The 18,142-nt window shown below is 61.7% G+C and carries 12 protein-coding genes, 1 tRNA gene and 2 rRNA genes; 9 read left to right on the forward strand and 6 right to left on the reverse strand.

The window, feature by feature from the left end; translation table 11 throughout:
- Window positions 1–4 precede the first annotated feature (4 nt).
- The 7 genes from rrf (ACSBQS_RS24380) to aceK all read left to right on the forward strand — a co-directional run bounded on the left by rrf (ACSBQS_RS24380) (window position 5) and on the right by aceK (window position 6,844).
- Window positions 5–120, forward strand: a 5S ribosomal RNA gene (gene rrf, locus ACSBQS_RS24380).
- Window positions 121–134: 14 nt separating this feature from the next.
- Window positions 135–210, forward strand: a tRNA-Thr gene (locus ACSBQS_RS24385).
- Between the two features lie 45 nt (window positions 211–255).
- Window positions 256–371 (forward strand): 5S ribosomal RNA (gene rrf, locus ACSBQS_RS24390).
- A gap of 397 nt (window positions 372–768) precedes the next feature.
- On the forward strand, window positions 769–1,698 hold the full coding sequence (gene metA, locus ACSBQS_RS24395) for a homoserine O-acetyltransferase MetA (protein ID WP_197666831.1): 930 nt from the start codon (window positions 769–771) through the stop codon (window positions 1,696–1,698).
- 374 nt (window positions 1,699–2,072) lie between these two features.
- A complete protein-coding gene (gene aceB, locus ACSBQS_RS24400) occupies window positions 2,073–3,671 on the forward strand; it encodes a malate synthase A (RefSeq protein WP_434991376.1) in 1,599 nt (532 codons plus the stop codon).
- Window positions 3,672–3,712: 41 nt separating this feature from the next.
- Window positions 3,713–5,020, forward strand: a complete 1,308-nt coding sequence (aceA, locus tag ACSBQS_RS24405) for an isocitrate lyase (protein WP_033639246.1) — start codon at window positions 3,713–3,715, stop codon at window positions 5,018–5,020.
- Window positions 5,021–5,089: 69 nt separating this feature from the next.
- Window positions 5,090–6,844, forward strand: a complete 1,755-nt coding sequence (gene aceK, locus ACSBQS_RS24410; protein ID WP_342164085.1) for a bifunctional isocitrate dehydrogenase kinase/phosphatase — start codon at window positions 5,090–5,092, stop codon at window positions 6,842–6,844.
- Window position 6,845: 1 nt separating this feature from the next.
- On the opposite strand, the gene ACSBQS_RS24415 is transcribed toward aceK, so the two are convergent.
- The 5 genes from ACSBQS_RS24415 to iclR all read right to left on the reverse strand — a co-directional run bounded on the left by ACSBQS_RS24415 (window position 6,846) and on the right by iclR (window position 12,411).
- Window positions 6,846–7,487 (reverse strand): bifunctional 4-hydroxy-2-oxoglutarate aldolase/2-dehydro-3-deoxy-phosphogluconate aldolase, encoded by a 642-nt coding sequence (locus tag ACSBQS_RS24415; protein WP_342164087.1) that lies wholly within the window; start codon window positions 7,485–7,487, stop codon window positions 6,846–6,848.
- A 54-nt stretch (window positions 7,488–7,541) separates the two neighbouring features.
- A complete protein-coding gene (gene edd, locus ACSBQS_RS24420; protein ID WP_015379254.1) occupies window positions 7,542–9,356 on the reverse strand; it encodes a phosphogluconate dehydratase in 1,815 nt (604 codons plus the stop codon).
- A gap of 98 nt (window positions 9,357–9,454) precedes the next feature.
- Window positions 9,455–10,792, reverse strand: coding sequence for a gluconate transporter (gntU, locus tag ACSBQS_RS24425; RefSeq protein WP_025304479.1), 1,338 nt, complete (start codon window positions 10,790–10,792; stop codon window positions 9,455–9,457).
- A complete protein-coding gene (gntK, locus tag ACSBQS_RS24430) occupies window positions 10,789–11,328 on the reverse strand; it encodes a gluconokinase (RefSeq protein WP_004936645.1) in 540 nt (179 codons plus the stop codon). The genes gntU and gntK overlap by 4 nt, the downstream gene beginning before the upstream one ends.
- A 252-nt stretch (window positions 11,329–11,580) precedes the next feature.
- Window positions 11,581–12,411 (reverse strand): glyoxylate bypass operon transcriptional repressor IclR, encoded by an 831-nt coding sequence (iclR, locus tag ACSBQS_RS24435; RefSeq protein ID WP_004936648.1) that lies wholly within the window; start codon window positions 12,409–12,411, stop codon window positions 11,581–11,583.
- A 196-nt stretch (window positions 12,412–12,607) separates the two neighbouring features.
- On the opposite strand from iclR, the gene metH reads away from it, so the two are divergent.
- Window positions 12,608–16,303 carry a methionine synthase gene (gene metH / locus ACSBQS_RS24440; protein WP_089195244.1) on the forward strand — a complete coding sequence of 1,232 codons (3,696 nt, stop codon included), beginning with the start codon at window positions 12,608–12,610 and terminating at the stop codon, window positions 16,301–16,303.
- 38 nt (window positions 16,304–16,341) lie between these two features.
- On the opposite strand, the gene ACSBQS_RS24445 is transcribed toward metH, so the two are convergent.
- Window positions 16,342–17,052: a UTRA domain-containing protein gene (locus tag ACSBQS_RS24445; protein WP_047026586.1), complete on the reverse strand. Its 711-nt coding sequence runs from the start codon at window positions 17,050–17,052 to the stop codon at window positions 16,342–16,344.
- A 193-nt stretch (window positions 17,053–17,245) separates the two neighbouring features.
- Between ACSBQS_RS24445 and ACSBQS_RS24450 the strand changes: the two genes are divergently transcribed.
- Window positions 17,246–18,142 (forward strand): ABC transporter substrate-binding protein (locus ACSBQS_RS24450; protein WP_434991377.1); only part of this gene is annotated, 897 nt, incomplete at its 3' end.

Raw genomic sequence — 18,142 nt, forward strand, 5'->3', positions numbered from 1 at the left:
TTTGCCTGGCGGCAATAGCGCGGTGGTCCCACCTGACCCCATGCCGAACTCAGAAGTGAAACGCCGTAGCGCCGATGGTAGTGTGGGGTCTCCCCATGCGAGAGTAGGACACTGCCAGGCATCAAATTAAGCGTGCTGATATGGCTCAGTTGGTAGAGCGCACCCTTGGTAAGGGTGAGGTCCCCAGTTCGACTCTGGGTATCAGCACCACTTTATTTAAAGTGGGTTTAGAAGTTCGGCAGAAAAAAGAATTTGCTTGGCGGCAATAGCGCGGTGGTCCCACCTGACCCCATGCCGAACTCAGAAGTGAAACGCCGTAGCGCCGATGGTAGTGTGGGGTCTCCCCATGCGAGAGTAGGACACTGCCAAGCATCAAATAAAACAACAAGCCTCATGCGAAAGCATGGGGCTTTTTGTTTTGTCTGTTATCTGGCGTTCTGCTCGAGCATGGGCATGCGAAAGGCCCGTCGGGAACGGGCCTTAACGCCGCTTGCGGCGGCCCCGCAGGGGAGAGTCTCAGGATGAGACGAATACTGTAGGACACTGCCAAGCATCAAATAAGCCAAGAGGCCATCCGAAAGGATGGCCTTTTTGCTTTCCGTGCCTCTCATCCTCCGTGCCTCTCATCCTCCCTGCCAAGATCCTGACGCAGTTCGCTCAATGAAACATTTTCACCTTTCCGCTGAACGCTCGACATCGACGGAAAAAAACGCTATCTTCGGGCATCTAGAAGTCTAAACGTATAAATGGATGTGTGAGGGTTAAGCAATGCCGATTCGTGTTCCTGATGAGTTACCTGCGGTCAATTTCTTGCGCGGTGAGAATGTCTTCGTGATGACATCCTCGCGGGCAAAAACACAGGAAATCAGGCCGCTGAAAGTGCTGATCCTCAACCTGATGCCAAAGAAGATCGAAACGGAAAACCAGTTTTTGCGCCTGCTGTCCAACTCGCCGCTGCAGATTGATATCCAGCTGCTGCGCATCGACAGCCGCGAGTCGAAGAATACGCCGGCGGAGCATCTGAACAACTTCTACTGCGACTTCGAGGATATTCAGAACGAGAACTTCGATGGCCTGATCGTCACCGGCGCGCCGCTGGGGCTGGTCGATTTCTGCGATGTTGCCTACTGGCCGCAGATCGAACGGGTGATCGACTGGGCCAAGCATCACGTTACCTCCACGCTGTTCGTGTGCTGGGCGGTACAGGCGGCGTTGAACATCCTGTACGGCATTCCCAAGATGACGCGCGAGGTGAAACTCTCCGGGGTTTATCCGCACCAAACGCTGCAGCAGCATGCGTTGCTGACGCGCGGCTTCGACGAAAGCTTTCTGGCGCCGCATTCACGCTATGCCGATTTCCCGACCGAGGTGATTCGCCAATATACCGACCTGGACATCCTGGCCGAATCCGAGCAGGCCGGCGCCTACCTGTTCGCCAGCAGGGATAAGCGCCTGGCGTTCGTCACCGGCCATCCGGAATACGATACAATGACGCTGGCGGGAGAGTATTGTCGCGACAACGATGCCGGCCTCGATCCTGCCGTACCGCTCAACTACTTCCCCGATGACAACCCCGCACTGACACCGAAAGCCACCTGGCGCAGCCATGGCCACCTGCTGTTTTCCAATTGGCTCAATTATTACGTCTACCAGATCACGCCTTACGATCTGCGCCATATGAATCCGACTCTCGACTGATCTTTTCTGCCTGCCGGCGGCTGAATCGAGGCCGCCGCACTGCTCATCCTCTGCACGATCCTCTTTTTACCCGTCAATTCTCCCAAAAAACCATTGCCTAACAACGCGTTAGTCCGTCTTTGCAATTCTATTGGAACCGATTTCCTTACCTGTTGATCGTGTTATTTATCCTAACTAATTGATAATAAAGTGTTAATAAAATATTTAATAATAAAATGGAAATGGTTTTTGATTTTTATTTTTTGTTGGGTATTCTTAACGCTATCGGGATGAGATCTGACCAGTTTAGGATCGTTTCATCCGCCCTGATCCACAGTGATTTCTGATGAAAATGCGCCGGTCGCCCGGGTGCAACGATGGGAAGGAGCAAGGTCATGACGCAACAGATAGCAGGCACGGAGTTAAGGTTTACGCAGGGTTTCGCCGCTGCGGAGCGCCAGGTGTTAACGGATGAAGCGGTTGAATTTCTGGCGGAACTGGTGGGGAAATTCACGCCACGTCGCAATGAGCTGTTGGCGGCGCGTGCCCGCTGGCAACAAAATATCGATCGCGGCGAATTGCCTGGGTTTATTTCGGAAACCACTTCCATTCGTGAAGGCAATTGGCAGATCCGCGGTATTCCGCAAGACCTGCGCGATCGCCGGGTAGAGATCACCGGGCCGGTCGAGCGCAAGATGGTGATCAATGCGTTGAACGCCAACGTAAAAGTGTTTATGGCGGACTTCGAAGACTCGCTGGCGCCAAGCTGGGACAAAGTCATCGACGGTCAAATCAACCTGCACGATGCGGTTAACGGCACCATCTCCTACACCAATGAAGCCGGCAAGATCTACCAGCTGAAACCGAATCCGGCGGTGTTGATCGCTCGCGTGCGCGGCTTGCACCTGCCGGAGAAACACGTCTTGTGGCGTGATGAAGCCATCCCCGGCGGCCTGTTCGATTTCGCGCTGTACTTCTACCACAACTATCGCCAGCTGTTGGCCAAGGGCAGCGGCCCGTATTTCTACCTGCCGAAAACCCAGTCCTGGGAGGAAGCGGCCTGGTGGAGTGATGTCTTCAGCTTTACCGAGGATCGTTTCGATCTGCCGCGCGGCACCATCAAGGCGACCGTGCTGATCGAAACCTTGCCGGCGGTGTTCCAGATGGACGAGATCCTGTATCACCTGCGCGATCACATCGTCGGTCTGAACTGCGGCCGCTGGGATTACATCTTCAGCTACATCAAAACGCTGAAGAACCACGGCGATCGCGTGCTGCCGGATCGTCAGTCGGTAACCATGGAAAAACCTTTCCTCAGCGCCTATTCGCGCCTGTTGATCAAAACCTGTCATAAGCGCGGCGCGTTCGCCATGGGCGGCATGGCGGCGTTTATCCCGAGCAAAGACGCCGAGAAAAACGCCTGGGTGCTGAATAAGGTGCGGGCGGACAAAGAGCTGGAGGCCAACAATGGCCACGACGGCACCTGGGTGGCGCACCCGGGCTTGGCGGACACGGTGATGGAGGTGTTCGGCAACGCATTGGGCGATCGTCAAAACCAGCTGGAGGTGCTGCGTGAGCAGGATGCGCCGATCAGCGCCGCCCAACTGCTGGAACCGTGCGACGGCGAACGCACCGAAGCGGGGATGCGCGCCAATATCCGCGTGGCGGTGCAGTACATCGAAGCCTGGACCTCCGGCAACGGCTGCGTGCCGATTTACGGTTTGATGGAAGATGCGGCGACGGCGGAGATCTCCCGTACGTCTATCTGGCAGTGGATCCACCACGAGAAGAGCCTGAACGACGGGCGCCCGGTCACCAAGGCGCTGTTCCGCCAGATGTTGCAAGAAGAGATGTTGGTGGTGCGTGAAGAAGTAGGGGAAGCGCGCTTTAACGCCGGCCGGTTCGAAGAGGCGGCGCGCCTGATGGAGCGCATCACCACGCAAGATGAATTAATCGATTTCCTGACGTTGCCCGGCTATGAGCTGCTGGCCTGAACTTTCCCAATCAACCCTACATGACTGAAAGGATAAAAATTATGTCTACCTCTCGCTCTCAACAGATCCAGCAGCTGGAACAGGAATGGAAATCGGCCCGTTGGGAAGGCATTACCCGCCCTTACAGCGCTGAAGACGTGATCAATCTGCGCGGTTCGGTCAACCCGGAATGCACCCTGGCGCAAAACGGCGCCGCCAAACTGTGGGCGTTGCTGAATGGCAAGGCGCGCAAAGGCTACGTGAACTGCCTGGGCGCGCTGACCGGCGGCCAGGCGCTGCAGCAGGCCAAAGCCGGCGTCGAGGCCATCTACTTGTCCGGTTGGCAGGTGGCGGCCGACGCCAACAGCGCGGCCGCCATGTACCCTGACCAATCGCTGTATCCGGTGGACTCGGTGCCGAAGGTGGTCGAGCGCATCAACAACACCTTCCGCCGCGCCGATCAGATCCAATGGGCGAACCAGATTGAGCCGGGCAGCAAAGGGTACACCGATTATTTCCTGCCGATCGTCGCTGATGCGGAAGCCGGCTTCGGCGGCGTATTGAACGCCTTTGAGCTGATGAAAGCGATGATTACCGCCGGGGCCGCCGGGGTGCACTTCGAAGATCAGCTGGCGGCGGTGAAGAAATGCGGCCATATGGGCGGCAAAGTGCTGGTGCCGACGCAAGAAGCGATCCAGAAACTGGTCGCCGCGCGCCTGGCGGCCGACGTGCTTGGCGTGCCGACGCTGGTGATCGCCCGTACCGACGCCGATGCGGCCGACCTGCTGACCTCTGACTGCGATCCGTATGACAGCGCCTTCGTCACCGGCGAGCGTACGGCGGAAGGCTTCTTCCGCACCCATGCCGGCGTCGAGCAGGCGATCAGCCGCGGTCTGGCTTATGCCCCTTACGCCGATATGGTGTGGTGCGAAACCTCAACGCCGGATCTGGATGCCGCCCAGCGCTTCGCCGACGCCATCCACGCCAAATACCCAGGCAAGCTGCTGGCCTACAACTGCTCGCCGTCGTTCAACTGGAAGAAGAACCTCGATGACCAGACCATCGCCCGCTTCCAGCAGGCGCTGTCGGACATGGGCTACAAGTATCAGTTCATCACGCTGGCGGGCATCCACAGCATGTGGTTCAACATGTTCGACCTGGCGCACGCCTATGCGCAGGGCGAAGGGATGAAACACTACGTCGAGAAGGTGCAGCAGGCGGAGTTCGCCGCGGTGGAGCGCGGTTACACCTTCGCGTCGCACCAGCAAGAGGTGGGCACCGGCTACTTCGACAAGGTCACCACCATCATTCAGGGCGGCGCCTCTTCGGTCACCGCGCTGACCGGTTCGACGGAAGAACAGCAGTTCTGATGCGGCAAGCTTGAAGACGTTTCACCCGGAGCCTGCATGCGCAGGCTTCTTTTTCTGGCGGGGGTAAGGATGGCGGCAAAACTGGAGTTGTTGATCGCACAGACGATCCTGCAGGGCTTCGATGCGCAGTACGGCCGCTTTCTGGAAGTGACCGCCGGCGCGCAGCAGCGCTTTGAGCAGGCGGATTGGCCGGCGGTGCAGCAGGCGATGAAAAAGCGCATCCATCTGTACGACCATCACGTCGGTCTGGTGGTGGAGCAGCTTAAATGCATCACCGGGCAGAAATATTTCGACGCCGACTTCCCCAGCCGGGTCAAAGCGGTCTATATCGATCTGCTGCCGGACTACCCGCGTTTTGAGATCGCCGAAAGCTTCTTCAACTCGGTCTATTGCCGGTTGTTCAAGCATCGCGATCTGACGCCGGACAAGCTGTTCGTCTTCAGTTCGCAGCCGGAACGGCGTTTTCGCGACATTCCGCGTCCGCTGGCGCGCGATTTTACCCCCAATGGCGATCTGCCGGCGATGCTGCGCAGCGTCTTGAGCGATCTGCCGCTGCGGTTGCCGTGGGAGGATCTGACACGCGACATTCGCTACATCACTCAGGCGCTGCAACGCGCCTTCAGCCCACAGCAACTGACGGGGGCGACCTTCCAGATCGCCAACGAGCTGTTCTATCGCAACAAGGCCGCCTGGCTGGTTGGCAAGTTGCGCCTGGCCAACGGCGTTTACCCGTTCCTGTTGCCGATCCACCACAGCGAATCGGGCGCGCTGTTTATCGACGCCTGCCTAACCGGCAGGGCCGAGGCCAGCATCGTCTTCGGTTTTGCCCGCTCTTATTTCATGGTCTACGCACCGCTGCCGGCGGCGATGGTGGAGTGGCTGCGCGAGATCCTGCCGGGCAAGACCACCGCCGAGCTGTACATGGCGATCGGCTGCCAAAAACACGGCAAAACCGAATGCTATCGCGAATACCTGACCTTTATGGCGCACTCACAGGAACAGTTCATCATCGCGCCGGGCGTGAAAGGCATGGTGATGCTGGTGTTCACCCTGCCGTCCTTCGATCGGGTGTTTAAAGTGATCAAGGATGAGTTCGCCCCGCAGAAAGAGGTGACGCAGGCGCAGGTGATGGCTTGCTATCAGCTGGTGAAAGAGCACGATCGCGTCGGGCGCATGGCGGATACCCAGGAGTACGAAAATTTCGTCGTCGACAAGGCGCGTCTCAGCCCTGAGCTGTTGGCGGAGCTGCGGCGTGAAGTGCCGGGCAAGCTGGAAGATCTCGGTGATCGCATCGTGATCAAACATCTGTATATGGAACGGCGCATGACGCCGCTGAACCTGTATCTGGAGCAGGCCAATGACCAGCAAATGCGCGATGCGATTGAAGAGTACGGCAACGCGATCAAGCAGTTGGCCGCCGCCAATATTTTCCCCGGCGATATGCTGTTCAAGAACTTCGGCGTGACGCGCCACGGGCGTGTGGTGTTCTACGACTACGACGAGATTTGCTACATGACCGAGGTCAACTTCCGCGACATTCCGCCGCCGCGTTATCCGGAGGACGAGCTGGCCAGCGAGCCGTGGTACAGCATCGCGCCCAACGATGTGTTCCCGGAAGAATTCCGCCACTTCCTGTGCGGCGATCGGCGCATTCGGCAGGTGTTTGAAGAGTTGCACAGCGATCTGTTTACCGCGGAGTATTGGCGCGGGTTGCAGCAGCGCATCCGCGAGGGGCATGTGGAAGACGTGTTCGCTTATCGCAAGAAGCAGCGGTTCAGCCAGCGCAGCGGGGCGGCGCTGCCGGCCGCCACCGCTGCGATGTAAATCAGGCCTGGGCGCCCGCGACGGCGGCGCGCGCCAGTTCGGTAATGCGCGCGTAGTCGCCGCTTTCGAGCGCGTCCGCCGGCACCAGCCAGGAGCCGCCGATGCACAGCACGCTTTTCAGCGCCAGATAGCTGCGGTAATTGTCCGGCGAGATGCCGCCGGTCGGGCAGAAACGCACCTGCGGGAACGGGCCGCCGATCGCCTGCAGCGCTTTTACGCCGCCGTTGGCTTCCGCCGGGAAGAATTTAAATTCGCGCAGGCCGTAATCCATGCCCTGCATCAGCTCGGAAACGGTGCTGATGCCCGGTATAAGGGGAATGGAACCGGCGGTGGCGGCTTTGAGCAGCTCGTCGGTCAGCCCCGGGCTGATGGCGAACTGCGCGCCGGCCTCGGTCACTTCCCGCAACTGCTGCGGATTGATCACCGTACCGGCGCCGATGATCGCTTCCCGCACCTCTTGGGCGATGGCGCGAATGGCGTCCATGGCGCAGGCGGTGCGCAGCGTCACCTCCAGCACCCGCACACCGCCGGCGACCAGCGCTTTCGCCAACGGCACCGCATGTTCCAGCTTGTTGATCACGATGACCGGCACCACCGGCCCCGCGGTCAGGATCTGCTCGGCGCTTGTTGTCCACTTGTTCATGCTGACGTTCTCCTCTGTGGCCGCCGCCTGGCGGCGATGCGGCCAGGCTATCGATTAAAATTTGATGCAGCAGGCGCCCTGCTCGGCGCCTGACAGCTGGCTGCGCAGCGCGCCGAACAGCTCGCGGCCGCAGCCGATGTGTTCGGCGCTCAGATCGGGTTGGCAAGGCGTGCGCCGCGCCAACTCGTCGGCGTCGACCAGCACCTGCAGCTCGCCGCTGCGGCCGTTGACGCGGATCGGATCGCCGTCGCGCACTTTCGCCAGCAGGCCGCCGGTATAGGCTTCCGGGGTGACGTGAATGGCGGAAGGCACCTTGCCGGAGGCGCCGGACAGGCGGCCGTCGGTCACCAGCGCCACTTTGAAGCCGCGATCCATCAACACGCCCAGCGGCGGCATCAGCTTGTGCAGCTCCGGCATGCCGTTGGCCTGCGGCCCCTGGAAGCGCACCACCACCACGCAATCGCGATCCAGCTTGCCGGCTTCGAACGCCGGCACAATATCGTGCTGGCTGTCGAACACCACCGCCGGCGCTTCGATGATCTGGTTATCGGCGGGCACCGCCGAGGTTTTCATCACTGCGCGGCCCAGATTGCCGGCCATCACTTTGGTGCCGCCGTGATGTTCGAACGGCTGGGCCACGCTGGCGATCACGCTGGCGTCGAGCGAGCCGGCCACGCCTTCGCGCCATACCAATTGGCCGTTGTCCAGCCACGGTTCCTGGGTGTAGCGGCGCAGGCCGAAACCGGCCACGGTGTGTACGTCTTCGTGCAGCAGGCCGTGTTGCAGCAGCTCGCGCACCACCAGCGGCACGCCGCCGGCGGCCTGGAATTGGTTGATGTCGGCCGGGCCGTTCGGGTAGATGCGGCACAGCAGCGGCACCGCCTCCGACAGCTCCGAGAAATCGTCCCAGGTGATGATGATGCCCGCCGCCCGCGCCATCGCCACCAGATGCATGGTCAGGTTGGTGGAGCCGCCGGTGGCCAGCAGCGAAACGATGCCGTTCACCACCACTTTCTCGTCCACCAGGCGGCCGATCGGCAGGTAGTTGCCGGCGGTATCGGTCAGTCGGGTCACCTGGCGCGCGGCGGCGTCGTTCAGCGCGTCGCGCAGCGGCGTGTCCGGATGGACGAAGGAGGCTCCCGGCAGATGCAGACCCATCACTTCCATCACCATCTGGTTGGTGTTGGCGGTGCCGTAGAAGGTGCAGGTGCCGATGCCGTGATAAGAGGCCGCCTCGGCCTCCAGCAGCGCCAAACGATCGGCCTTGCCCTCGGCGTACAGCTGGCGCACGCGCACTTTTTCCTTGTTCGGCAGGCCGCTGCTCATCGGGCCGGCCGGCACGAACAGCGCGGGCAGGTGGCCGAAGGAGAGGGCGGCCATCACCAGCCCCGGCACGATCTTGTCGCAGATGCCGAGGAACAGCGCGCCGTCGAACATATTGTGCGACAGGCCGACGGCGGCCGACATGGCGATCACGTCGCGGCTCATCAGCGACAGCTCCATGCCGTCCTGCCCCTGCGTCACGCCGTCGCACATCGCCGGCACGCCGCCGGCCACCTGGCCCACGGCGCCCACCGCCTTCAGCGCCTGTTTCAGCCGCTGTGGGTAATGTTCGTACGGCTGGTGGGCCGACAGCATGTCGTTGTAGGCGGTGATGATGGCGATATCGCTGCGCACCATGTTTTTCAGCGACGCCTTGTCATCGGGCTGACAGGCGGCGAAGCCGTGGGCCAGGTTGCCGCAGGCGAGCTGCGCGCGGTGGACTGTTTGGGAGCGGGCCGCTTCGATACGCGCCAGATAGGCGGCGCGGCTGGCCTGGGAACGGTCGATGATGCGCTGTGTGACACGGGACAAGGTTGGATTAATCATGCCTTCCTCACATTGCTGTTGTTATAGTCGCCGCCTGTGGCGGTGCCCCCGGGGGTGATTTGCAGCCCTGGTGTGCAAGGCCGGGGGCGATTTAGGATTTAAAACATCGTGAATGCAATCATGCCGATGGCGCCGCCGACGCTGCCCAGAATGGTTTCCATCACCGTCCAGGTTTTCAGCGTTTGCAGTTCGTTGGCGCCGGTGAATTTGCCGAACAGCCAGAAGCCGGCGTCGTTGACGTGGCTCAGCACGATGGAGCCGCCGGCGATGCAGATGGCCAGCGCGGCCAGTTGCCCGCCGTTCAGACCGAGCTGACTGGTGACCGGCAGCACCAGACCGACGGTGGTCAGGCAGGCGACGGTGGCCGAGCCCTGAATCACCCGCACCATGGCGGACAGCGCGAAGGCGGCCACGGCGATCGGCAGGCCGGCGCCGATCATGGCGTCACCCAACGCCGGCCCTACGCCGGAATCCACCAGGATCTGCTTGAACACCCCGCCGGCGCCGGTCATCAGCAGGATGATCCCGGCCGGCTGCACCGCAGCGGAACAGATGGCCAGCGTCTGTTCGTTGCTCATGCCGCGCGGCTTCGCCAGACCGTAAATCACGATCAGGCAGGCCAGCAGGATGGCGGTGAACGGGTGGCCGATAAACTCCAGCCACTGCTGCAGCTGCGAGCCGGGGGTGACCAGCCGCGCGCCGATGGTTTTCATGCCGACCAGCACCAGCGGGCACAGCACCAGCGCCAGGCTGAAGCCGAACGACGGCAGATTGCCCTTGGTCAGCGTCGGCTCATTCTCTTCCGGCGGCATCGGCCAGTTGACGAAACGGCTGATAAAGCTGCCGTACAGCGGGCCGGCGATCAGCATGCCGATCACCGCAGCCACCAGGCCGATGGCGATCATCCAGCCGAAATCGGCCTTCATCTGCGACGCCAGCAGCATCGGCACCGGCCCCGGCAGCAGGAAGGAGGCGGCGGCGGCCACGCCGGCGAACAGCGGGATGGCCAGTTTGACGATATTGCCGTCGGTGCGGCGCGCCACGGCGAACACGATGCCGATCAGCAGCACCACCGCCACGTCGAAGAACAGCGGCAGCGCGCAGATCAGCCCGGCGATGCCGAGCGCGTAGTGCGCCTTGCTTTGTCCGAATCGTTTCAGCAATTGCGCCGCAATTTGGTCGAGCGCGCCGACCTCATGCAGGATCTTGCCGAACATCGCCCCGAGCGCCACCACGATCGCCAGGAAGCCCAGCGTGTCGCCCATGCCTTTTTGCATGGTGTCGGCGATGTGTTCCAGCGGCATGCCGGAGAAAATGCCGGCGGCGATGGACACCAGCATCAGCGCGACGAAGGCGTGCATGCGCGCCTTCATCACCAGGAATAACAGCAGTAAAACCGAGCCGACTGCGGTACCGACCAGCGTTACGGTACTCACGCGCACACGTCCTGCGGCAGGAAGCTCTGGATATGGCGCACGGTATCGGCGATCACCGCGTCCAGCGGCTGATTGATGTCGATCGCCATCACGTCGTTCTCGTCGGCACCCGGTTGCTCCAGCGCGGCGAATTGGGTGACCAGCATCTGCGGCTTGAAGAAGTGGCCGTTGCGCGCCGCCAGACGGGATTCGATCACCGGGAACTCACCGTGCAGATAGATGAATGACAGGTTGCCGTTGCCGGCGCGCAGGCGGTCGCGATACTGCTTTTTCAACGCCGAACAGACGATGATCGACACGTTGTTGGTGCGCTGCATGGCGAAGGCGGCGTCATTGAGCGCGGCCAGCCACGGGGCGCGATCGTCATCGTTCAACGCTTCCCCGGCGGCCATCTTCAGGATATTGCTGCGCGGGTGCAGGAAGTCGCCGTCGAGGAAGCCGGCGGAGAGTTGGCGGGCCGCGGCGGCGGCGACGGCGGACTTGCCGCTGCCGGAAACGCCCATAACGACGTAAATGCGATTTTGATTGTTGGTCATGGCTTGGCTCCAAAACACCGGGTGACGTTACCTTCGTTCAGTTTGATTGTTACCGGTAACATGTTATCGGTAACATTGTCGAAGGAAGTTTGAGCGGTTGCAATGGGCTTTCGCCGTGAGGATCGCTAACTGTGATCGGCTTCAAGCTTTTTTCCTGTGCGCTAAACAGGATGCCGACAGCCTGTTACATGCTGACAACAGAGCATGGCAGGGGAGCAGGGGCGCACTGGGGCGCCCCTCGGATGAGCGGGATTAGCGCACGCCGCCGTAGGCCAGGCTGATCTCTTTCGCCGCGTGGATCACCAGCGCGCCCAGCTCGATCACACGATCGTCGGTGATGCGCGACACCGGGCCGGAGATGGAAATGGCGGCGAAGGCTTCGCGGTGCTCGTCGAAGATGCAGGCCGCCACGCAGCGCAGGCCGAGCGCGTGCTCTTCGTCGTCAAAGGAGAAGCCCTGTTTGCGGATCTGCGCCAGCCCCTCTTTCAGGTTGTGCGGCGTCAGGGTATGCGGCGTGTAGGTGTGCATGCCTTTCTTGTGCAGCAGTTTGGTCACCTGATCGTCCGGCAGGGTGGCGAGGAACGCTTTGCCGGCGCCGGAGGCGTGCATCGGCAGTTTGCCGCCGATCGGCGCCGACATGCGCATCAGCGCCGTGCACTGCACCTGATCGATGATGATCGCCTGGTACTCGCTGGTATCCAGCACCGCCAGGTTGACGGTTTCGCCGGATTCCTCCATCAGGCGGCGCAGCGTCGGATGCACCATCGCCAGCAGGTTGCGGCTTTGCAGGAAGCTGCTGCCGACCACAAAGGCGTGCGAGCCGATGGTCCACAGGCCGAGATCGCCGACCTGGCGCACGAATCCCTGCTGCTGCATGGTGGTGAGCAGGCGGTGAGTGGTGGAGTTCGGCAGGCCGGCCTGCTGGGCCAGATCGGTCAGCGCCACGTTGCCCTGGGCTTCCGAAATGTATTCCAACAGTTTCAGGCCACGGGTCAACGATTGTACCTGACCGGTCGCCGCACTGGCGGCGGGGGCTGCTGCGCGGGGCTTCTTGCCGCGCTTGGCGGGAGCAGGAGTGGCCATGGGTGAGATTCCTTTTTCCGTATGATGGAATTCATTTTCGTTTTTTGTCGATGAATTGCAAGCCGCCGTCAGCTCATCGGAGGTGTTGGCGCACAACCTGAAAAACTCTCAATTGTCGCCTGGCCCTTTGTCCTTACAAGCTGTGCTAGGATGACTCGTTGGTTTTTGCGGCAGTTGAGCAATGGGCTGGATGGCAATGGAAGGGGTTACAGTGACGAATCGAGTAGAACAACTGCGCCGCCAGTTAGCGCAGCGCATTTTGGTGTTGGACGGCGGCATGGGCACCATGATCCAGAGCTACCGTCTGGATGAGCGCGATTTCCGCGGTGAGCGTTTCGCCGACTGGCGCAGCGATCTGAAAGGCAACAACGATCTGCTGGTGCTGACCAAGCCGGAAGTGATCACCGCCATTCATTACGCCTATCTCGAGGCGGGCGCCGATATCCTTGAGACCAATACCTTCAACTCCACCTCCATCGCCATGGCCGACTACCATATGGAGTCGCTGTCCGCCGAGATTAACTATCAGGCCGCCTGCCTGGCGCGCGCCTGCGCCGACGAATGGACGGCGCGCACGCCGGAAAAACCGCGCTACGTCGCCGGGGTGTTGGGGCCGACCAACCGCACCGCGTCCATCTCGCCGAACGTCAACGATCCGGCGTTCCGCAACATCTCGTTCGATGAACTGGTGGCGGCTTACCGCGAATCGACCCGCGCGCTGGTGGAAGGCGGCGTCGATCTGATCATGATCGAAACCATCTTCGACACCCTCAACGCCAAGGCCGCCGCTTTTGCGGTGGAAACCGAATTCGAAGCGCTGGGGGTGGAACTGCCGATCATGATTTCCGGCACCATCACCGACGCCTCCGGCCGCACCCTGTCCGGCCAGACCACCGAAGCGTTTTACAATTCGCTGCGCCACGTCAAGCCGCTGACCTTCGGCCTGAACTGCGCCCTGGGGCCGGATGAGCTGCGTCAGTACGTCGCCGAGCTGGCGCGCATCTCGGAGACCTACGTCACCGCACACCCGAACGCCGGTTTGCCGAACGCCTTCGGCGAGTACGATCTGGATGCGGCCGAGATGGCGCGCCAGGTCGGGGAGTGGGCGCAGGCCGGCTTCCTCAATATTATCGGCGGCTGCTGCGGCACCACGCCGGAACATATCGCCGCGATGGCCAAGGCGGTCGAGGGCGTGCCGCCGCGCCGGCTGCCGGATATCCCGGTCGCCTGCCGCCTGGCCGGTCTGGAACCGCTGACCATCGACGCCAACACCCTGTTCGTCAACGTCGGCGAGCGCACCAACGTCACCGGTTCGGCGCGTTTCAAACGCTTGATCAAAGAAGAGAAATACAATGAGGCGCTCGACGTGGCGCGTCAGCAGGTCGAGAGCGGCGCGCAGATCATCGACATCAACATGGACGAGGGGATGCTCGACGCCGAAGCTGCGATGGTGCGCTTCCTCAACCTGATCGCCGGCGAGCCGGATATCGCCCGGGTGCCGATCATGATCGACTCCTCCAAGTGGTCCGTTATCGAGAAAGGCCTGAAGTGCATTCAGGGCAAGGGCATCGTCAACTCGATCTCAATGAAGGAGGGCGAAGAGGCCTTTATCCACCACGCCAGGCTGGTGCGCCGCTATGGCGCCGCGGTGGTGGTGATGGCGTTCGACGAAGTGGGCCAGGCGGACACCCGCGAGCGCAAGTTCGAGATCTGTCGCCGCGCCTATAAAATTTTGACCGAACGCGTCGGTTTCCCGCCGGAAGACATCATTTTCGACCCGAACATCTTCGCCGTCGCCACCGGCATCGACGAGCACAACAACTACGCCGTCGACTTTATCGAAGCCTGCGCCGACATCAAAACCCACCTGCCGCACGCGATGATCTCCGGCGGGGTGTCCAACGTGTCGTTCTCGTTCCGCGGCAACGATCCGGTGCGTGAAGCAATCCACGCGGTATTCCTGTATCACGCCATTCGCAACGGCATGGACATGGGCATCGTCAACGCCGGGCAGCTGGCGATTTACGACGATCTGCCTGGCGAGCTGCGCGAGGCGGTAGAAGACGTGATCCTCAACCGTCGCGAGGACGGCACCGAACGCCTGCTGGAACTGGCGGAAAAGTACCGCGGCAGCAAAGACGGCGAAGCGGCGGTGCAGCAGGCGGAATGGCGCGGCTGGCCGGTGGAGAAGCGGCTGGAATACTCGCTGGTGAAGGGCATCACCGAGTTTATCGAACTGGACACCGAAGAAGCGCGGCAGCAGGCCGAACGCCCGATCGAAGTGATCGAAGGGCCGCTGATGGCCGGGATGAACGTGGTCGGCGATCTGTTCGGCGAGGGCAAGATGTTCCTGCCGCAGGTGGTGAAATCCGCCCGCGTGATGAAGCAGGCGGTGGCCTACCTGGAACCGTACATCGAGGCCAGCAAGCAGCAAGGCACCTCCGCGGGGAAAATCCTGTTGGCGACGGTGAAAGGCGACGTGCACGACATCGGCAAGAACATCGTCGGCGTGGTGCTGCAGTGCAACAACTATGAAATCGTCGATCTTGGCGTGATGGTGCCGACGGAGAAAATCCTGCGCACCGCGCGCGAGGAGAATGTCGACATCATCGGCCTGTCGGGGCTGATCACGCCGTCGCTCGACGAGATGGTCAACGTGGCCAAAGAGATGGAGCGCCAGGGCTTTACGCTGCCGCTGCTGATCGGCGGCGCCACCACCTCCAAGGCGCACACCGCGGTGAAAATCGAGCAGAACTACAGCGGCCCGACCACCTACGTGCAAAACGCCTCGCGCACCGTGGGCGTGGTGTCGGCGCTGCTGTCCGCCACCCAGCGCGACGAGTTTGTGGCGCGCACCCGCAAAGAGTATGAAACGGTGCGCATTCAACACGCGCGCAAAAAGCCGCGCACGCCGCCGGTCGATTTGCACAAGGCGCGCGCCAACGCCATGGCGCTGAACTGGGCCGACTATCAGCCGCCGGCGCCGCGGCAGCTTGGCGTGTTTCCGGTGTCGGCCGGCATCGAGACGCTGCGCCACTATATCGACTGGACGCCGTTCTTCATGACCTGGTCGCTGGCGGGCAAATACCCGCGCATCCTCGAGGATGAGGTGGTGGGGGAAGAGGCCAAGCGCCTGTTCCATGACGCCAATCAGATGCTGGATCGGTTGGCCGCCGAGCGTAGCCTCAACCCGCGCGGCGTTTACGGCCTGTTCCCGGCCAACCGCGTCGGCGATGACGTGGAGGTATACCGCGACGAACGGCGTGACGAGGTGCTGGCGGTGAGCCGCCACCTGCGGCAACAGACGGAAAAAACCGACTTCCCGAACTACTGCCTGGCGGACTTTGTGGCGCCGAAAAGCAGCGGCAAAGCCGACTACTTCGGCGCCTTCGCGGTGACCGGCGGGCTGGAGGAAGACGCGCTGGCGGCGGCGTACGACGCGCAGCACGACGATTACAACAAAATCATGGTCAAGGCGCTGGCGGATCGTTTGGCGGAGGCCTTCGCCGAATACCTGCACGAACAGGTGCGCAAGCTGCACTGGGGCTATGCCGCCGACGAGAGCCTGAGCAACGAGGAGCTGATCCGGGAAAACTATCAGGGCATCCGGCCGGCGCCGGGCTACCCGGCCTGCCCGGAGCACACCGAAAAAGCGACCATCTGGCAGCTGTTGGACGTCAACCGCCACACCGGTATGGAACTGACGGAGTCCTTCGCCATGTGGCCGGGGGCGGCGGTATCCGGCTGGTACTTCAGTCACCCCGAGAGCAAGTACTTCGCGGTGGCGCAGATCCAGCGCGATCAGGTGGAAGACTACGCGGCGCGTAAAGGGATGAGCGTGAGCGAGGTCGAGCGCTGGCTGGCGCCAAACCTCGGCTACGACGCCGACTGACTTTCCTCTTTAAGGGCGCAGCGATGCGCCCTTGTCATTTACAGCGCTTCCACATCGATGTGTAGCGCGTCGTACCGCCAATACTCCAGGTCGCAATCGATCACCCTGTCGTGCTGATCGCGATTCACCCGCGTAATGAACAGCGCCGGGCTGCCGTAGGTCACCTTCAGCATGGCGGCGGCCTGCTGCGGCAGCAGGGTGGGCAGCATGTCGAAACGCACCCGGCCGTAGTGAATGCCGTAGCGCGCGGCGTACAGCGCGGTCAGCGACTGGGTCAGATCTTCGTCCAGAATGCCGGGGAAATAGGCCGGATTGAGGTAGTGCTCGCAGTACAGCACCGCGCGTCCGTCGATGTAGCGCAGCCGGCGAATGCGATAGGCCTGCGCGCCGGGAGGCAGCGCCAGGCGGCCAGCCAGCGGCGCTTCGAGCGTGACGACCGCGCTATCGATCGCTTCGGTATGCGCGGCGCGGCCCTGCTGCTGCGCCATGGCGTGAAAATGGCTGCGCTGCAGCGGGTTGTAGATCAAACGTGGCGGCGAGATGAACCAGCCGCGCCGCACCTGGCGGTAGATGACGCCCTGCGCCTCCAACTGGCCGAGCGCCTCCTGCAAGGTAATGCGGGTGGTGGCGAATTGCTCGCTCAGGGCGCGTTCGGAGGGCAGCTTGCCGCCCGCGGCGAACTCGCCGGCGGTGATGCGGGCGCTCAGCGTTTGGCAGATGGTGGCGACGGTCGTCGGTGCTTCACTCATACAGCGGGTGTCCCGTTTCAGTGCGTTTGGCCTTCCTTAAGGTAGACCAGCGTCGCGTTTTCGCCGTTGCAATGGGGGATAAAACTGTCGCTTTTTTAAGCTGACATATAATTATCACATTCGTCCGTTAGATTGGTTTGGTCCTTGCTGGACTAGTCCAGCCATCCCCACACTACCACCTGGAGCATCAGTTATGAAACGTTTGTGCGCTTCTGTGTTAACCAGTGCCATCGTGTTATCCAGCCAGATGAGCTGGGCCGCGGATACCGATCTGGCGGCGCTGGAGCAGGCCGCGAAGAAAGAAGGCGAAGTCAACAGCGTCGGCATGCCGGACAGCTGGGCCAACTGGAAAGGCACCTGGCAAGATCTGTTGAGCAAGTACGGCCTGAAACATGTCGATACCGACATGAGCTCCGCGCAGGAGATCGCCAAATTTGATGCGGAAAAGAACAACGCCACGGCGGACATCGGTGACGTCGGCGCGGCCTTTGGCCCGGTGGCGGTGCAGAAGGGCGTAACGCAGCCCTACAAACCCTCTACCTGGGATCAGGTGCCGGAGTGGGCGAAAGACAAAGACGGCCACTGGGCGCTGGCTTACACCGGCACCATCGCCTTCATCATCAACAAGCAGCAGGTGAAAGACATCCCGCACAGCTGGGCCGATCTGCTCAAGGGCAGCTATCAGGTCACCATCGGCGACGTCGGCACCGCGTCGCAGGCGGCCAGCGGCGTGCTGGCGGCCACCTACGCCATGGGCGGCAACGAGAAAAACCTCAAGCCGGGCCTGGAATTCTTCGGCAAGCTGGCCAAGGCCGGCCGCCTGAGCCTGAGTAACCCGGTGATCGCATCACTGGAGAAAGGGGAAGTGCAGGTTGGCGTGGTGTGGGACTTCAACGGCCTGAACTACCGCGATCAGATCGACAAAACCCGTTTTGAAGTGCTGATCCCGTCGGACGGCTCGATCACCTCCGGCTACACCACCATCATCAATAAATACGCCAAGCACCCGAACGCCGCCAAGCTGGCGCGCGAATACATCTTCTCCGACGCCGGCCAGATCAACCTGGCGCGCGGCTATGCCCGCCCGATC

It is taken from the genome of Serratia sp. H402Y (assembly GCF_051172415.1).
Taxonomy (GTDB): Bacteria; Pseudomonadota; Gammaproteobacteria; order Enterobacterales; family Enterobacteriaceae; genus Serratia; species Serratia ureilytica.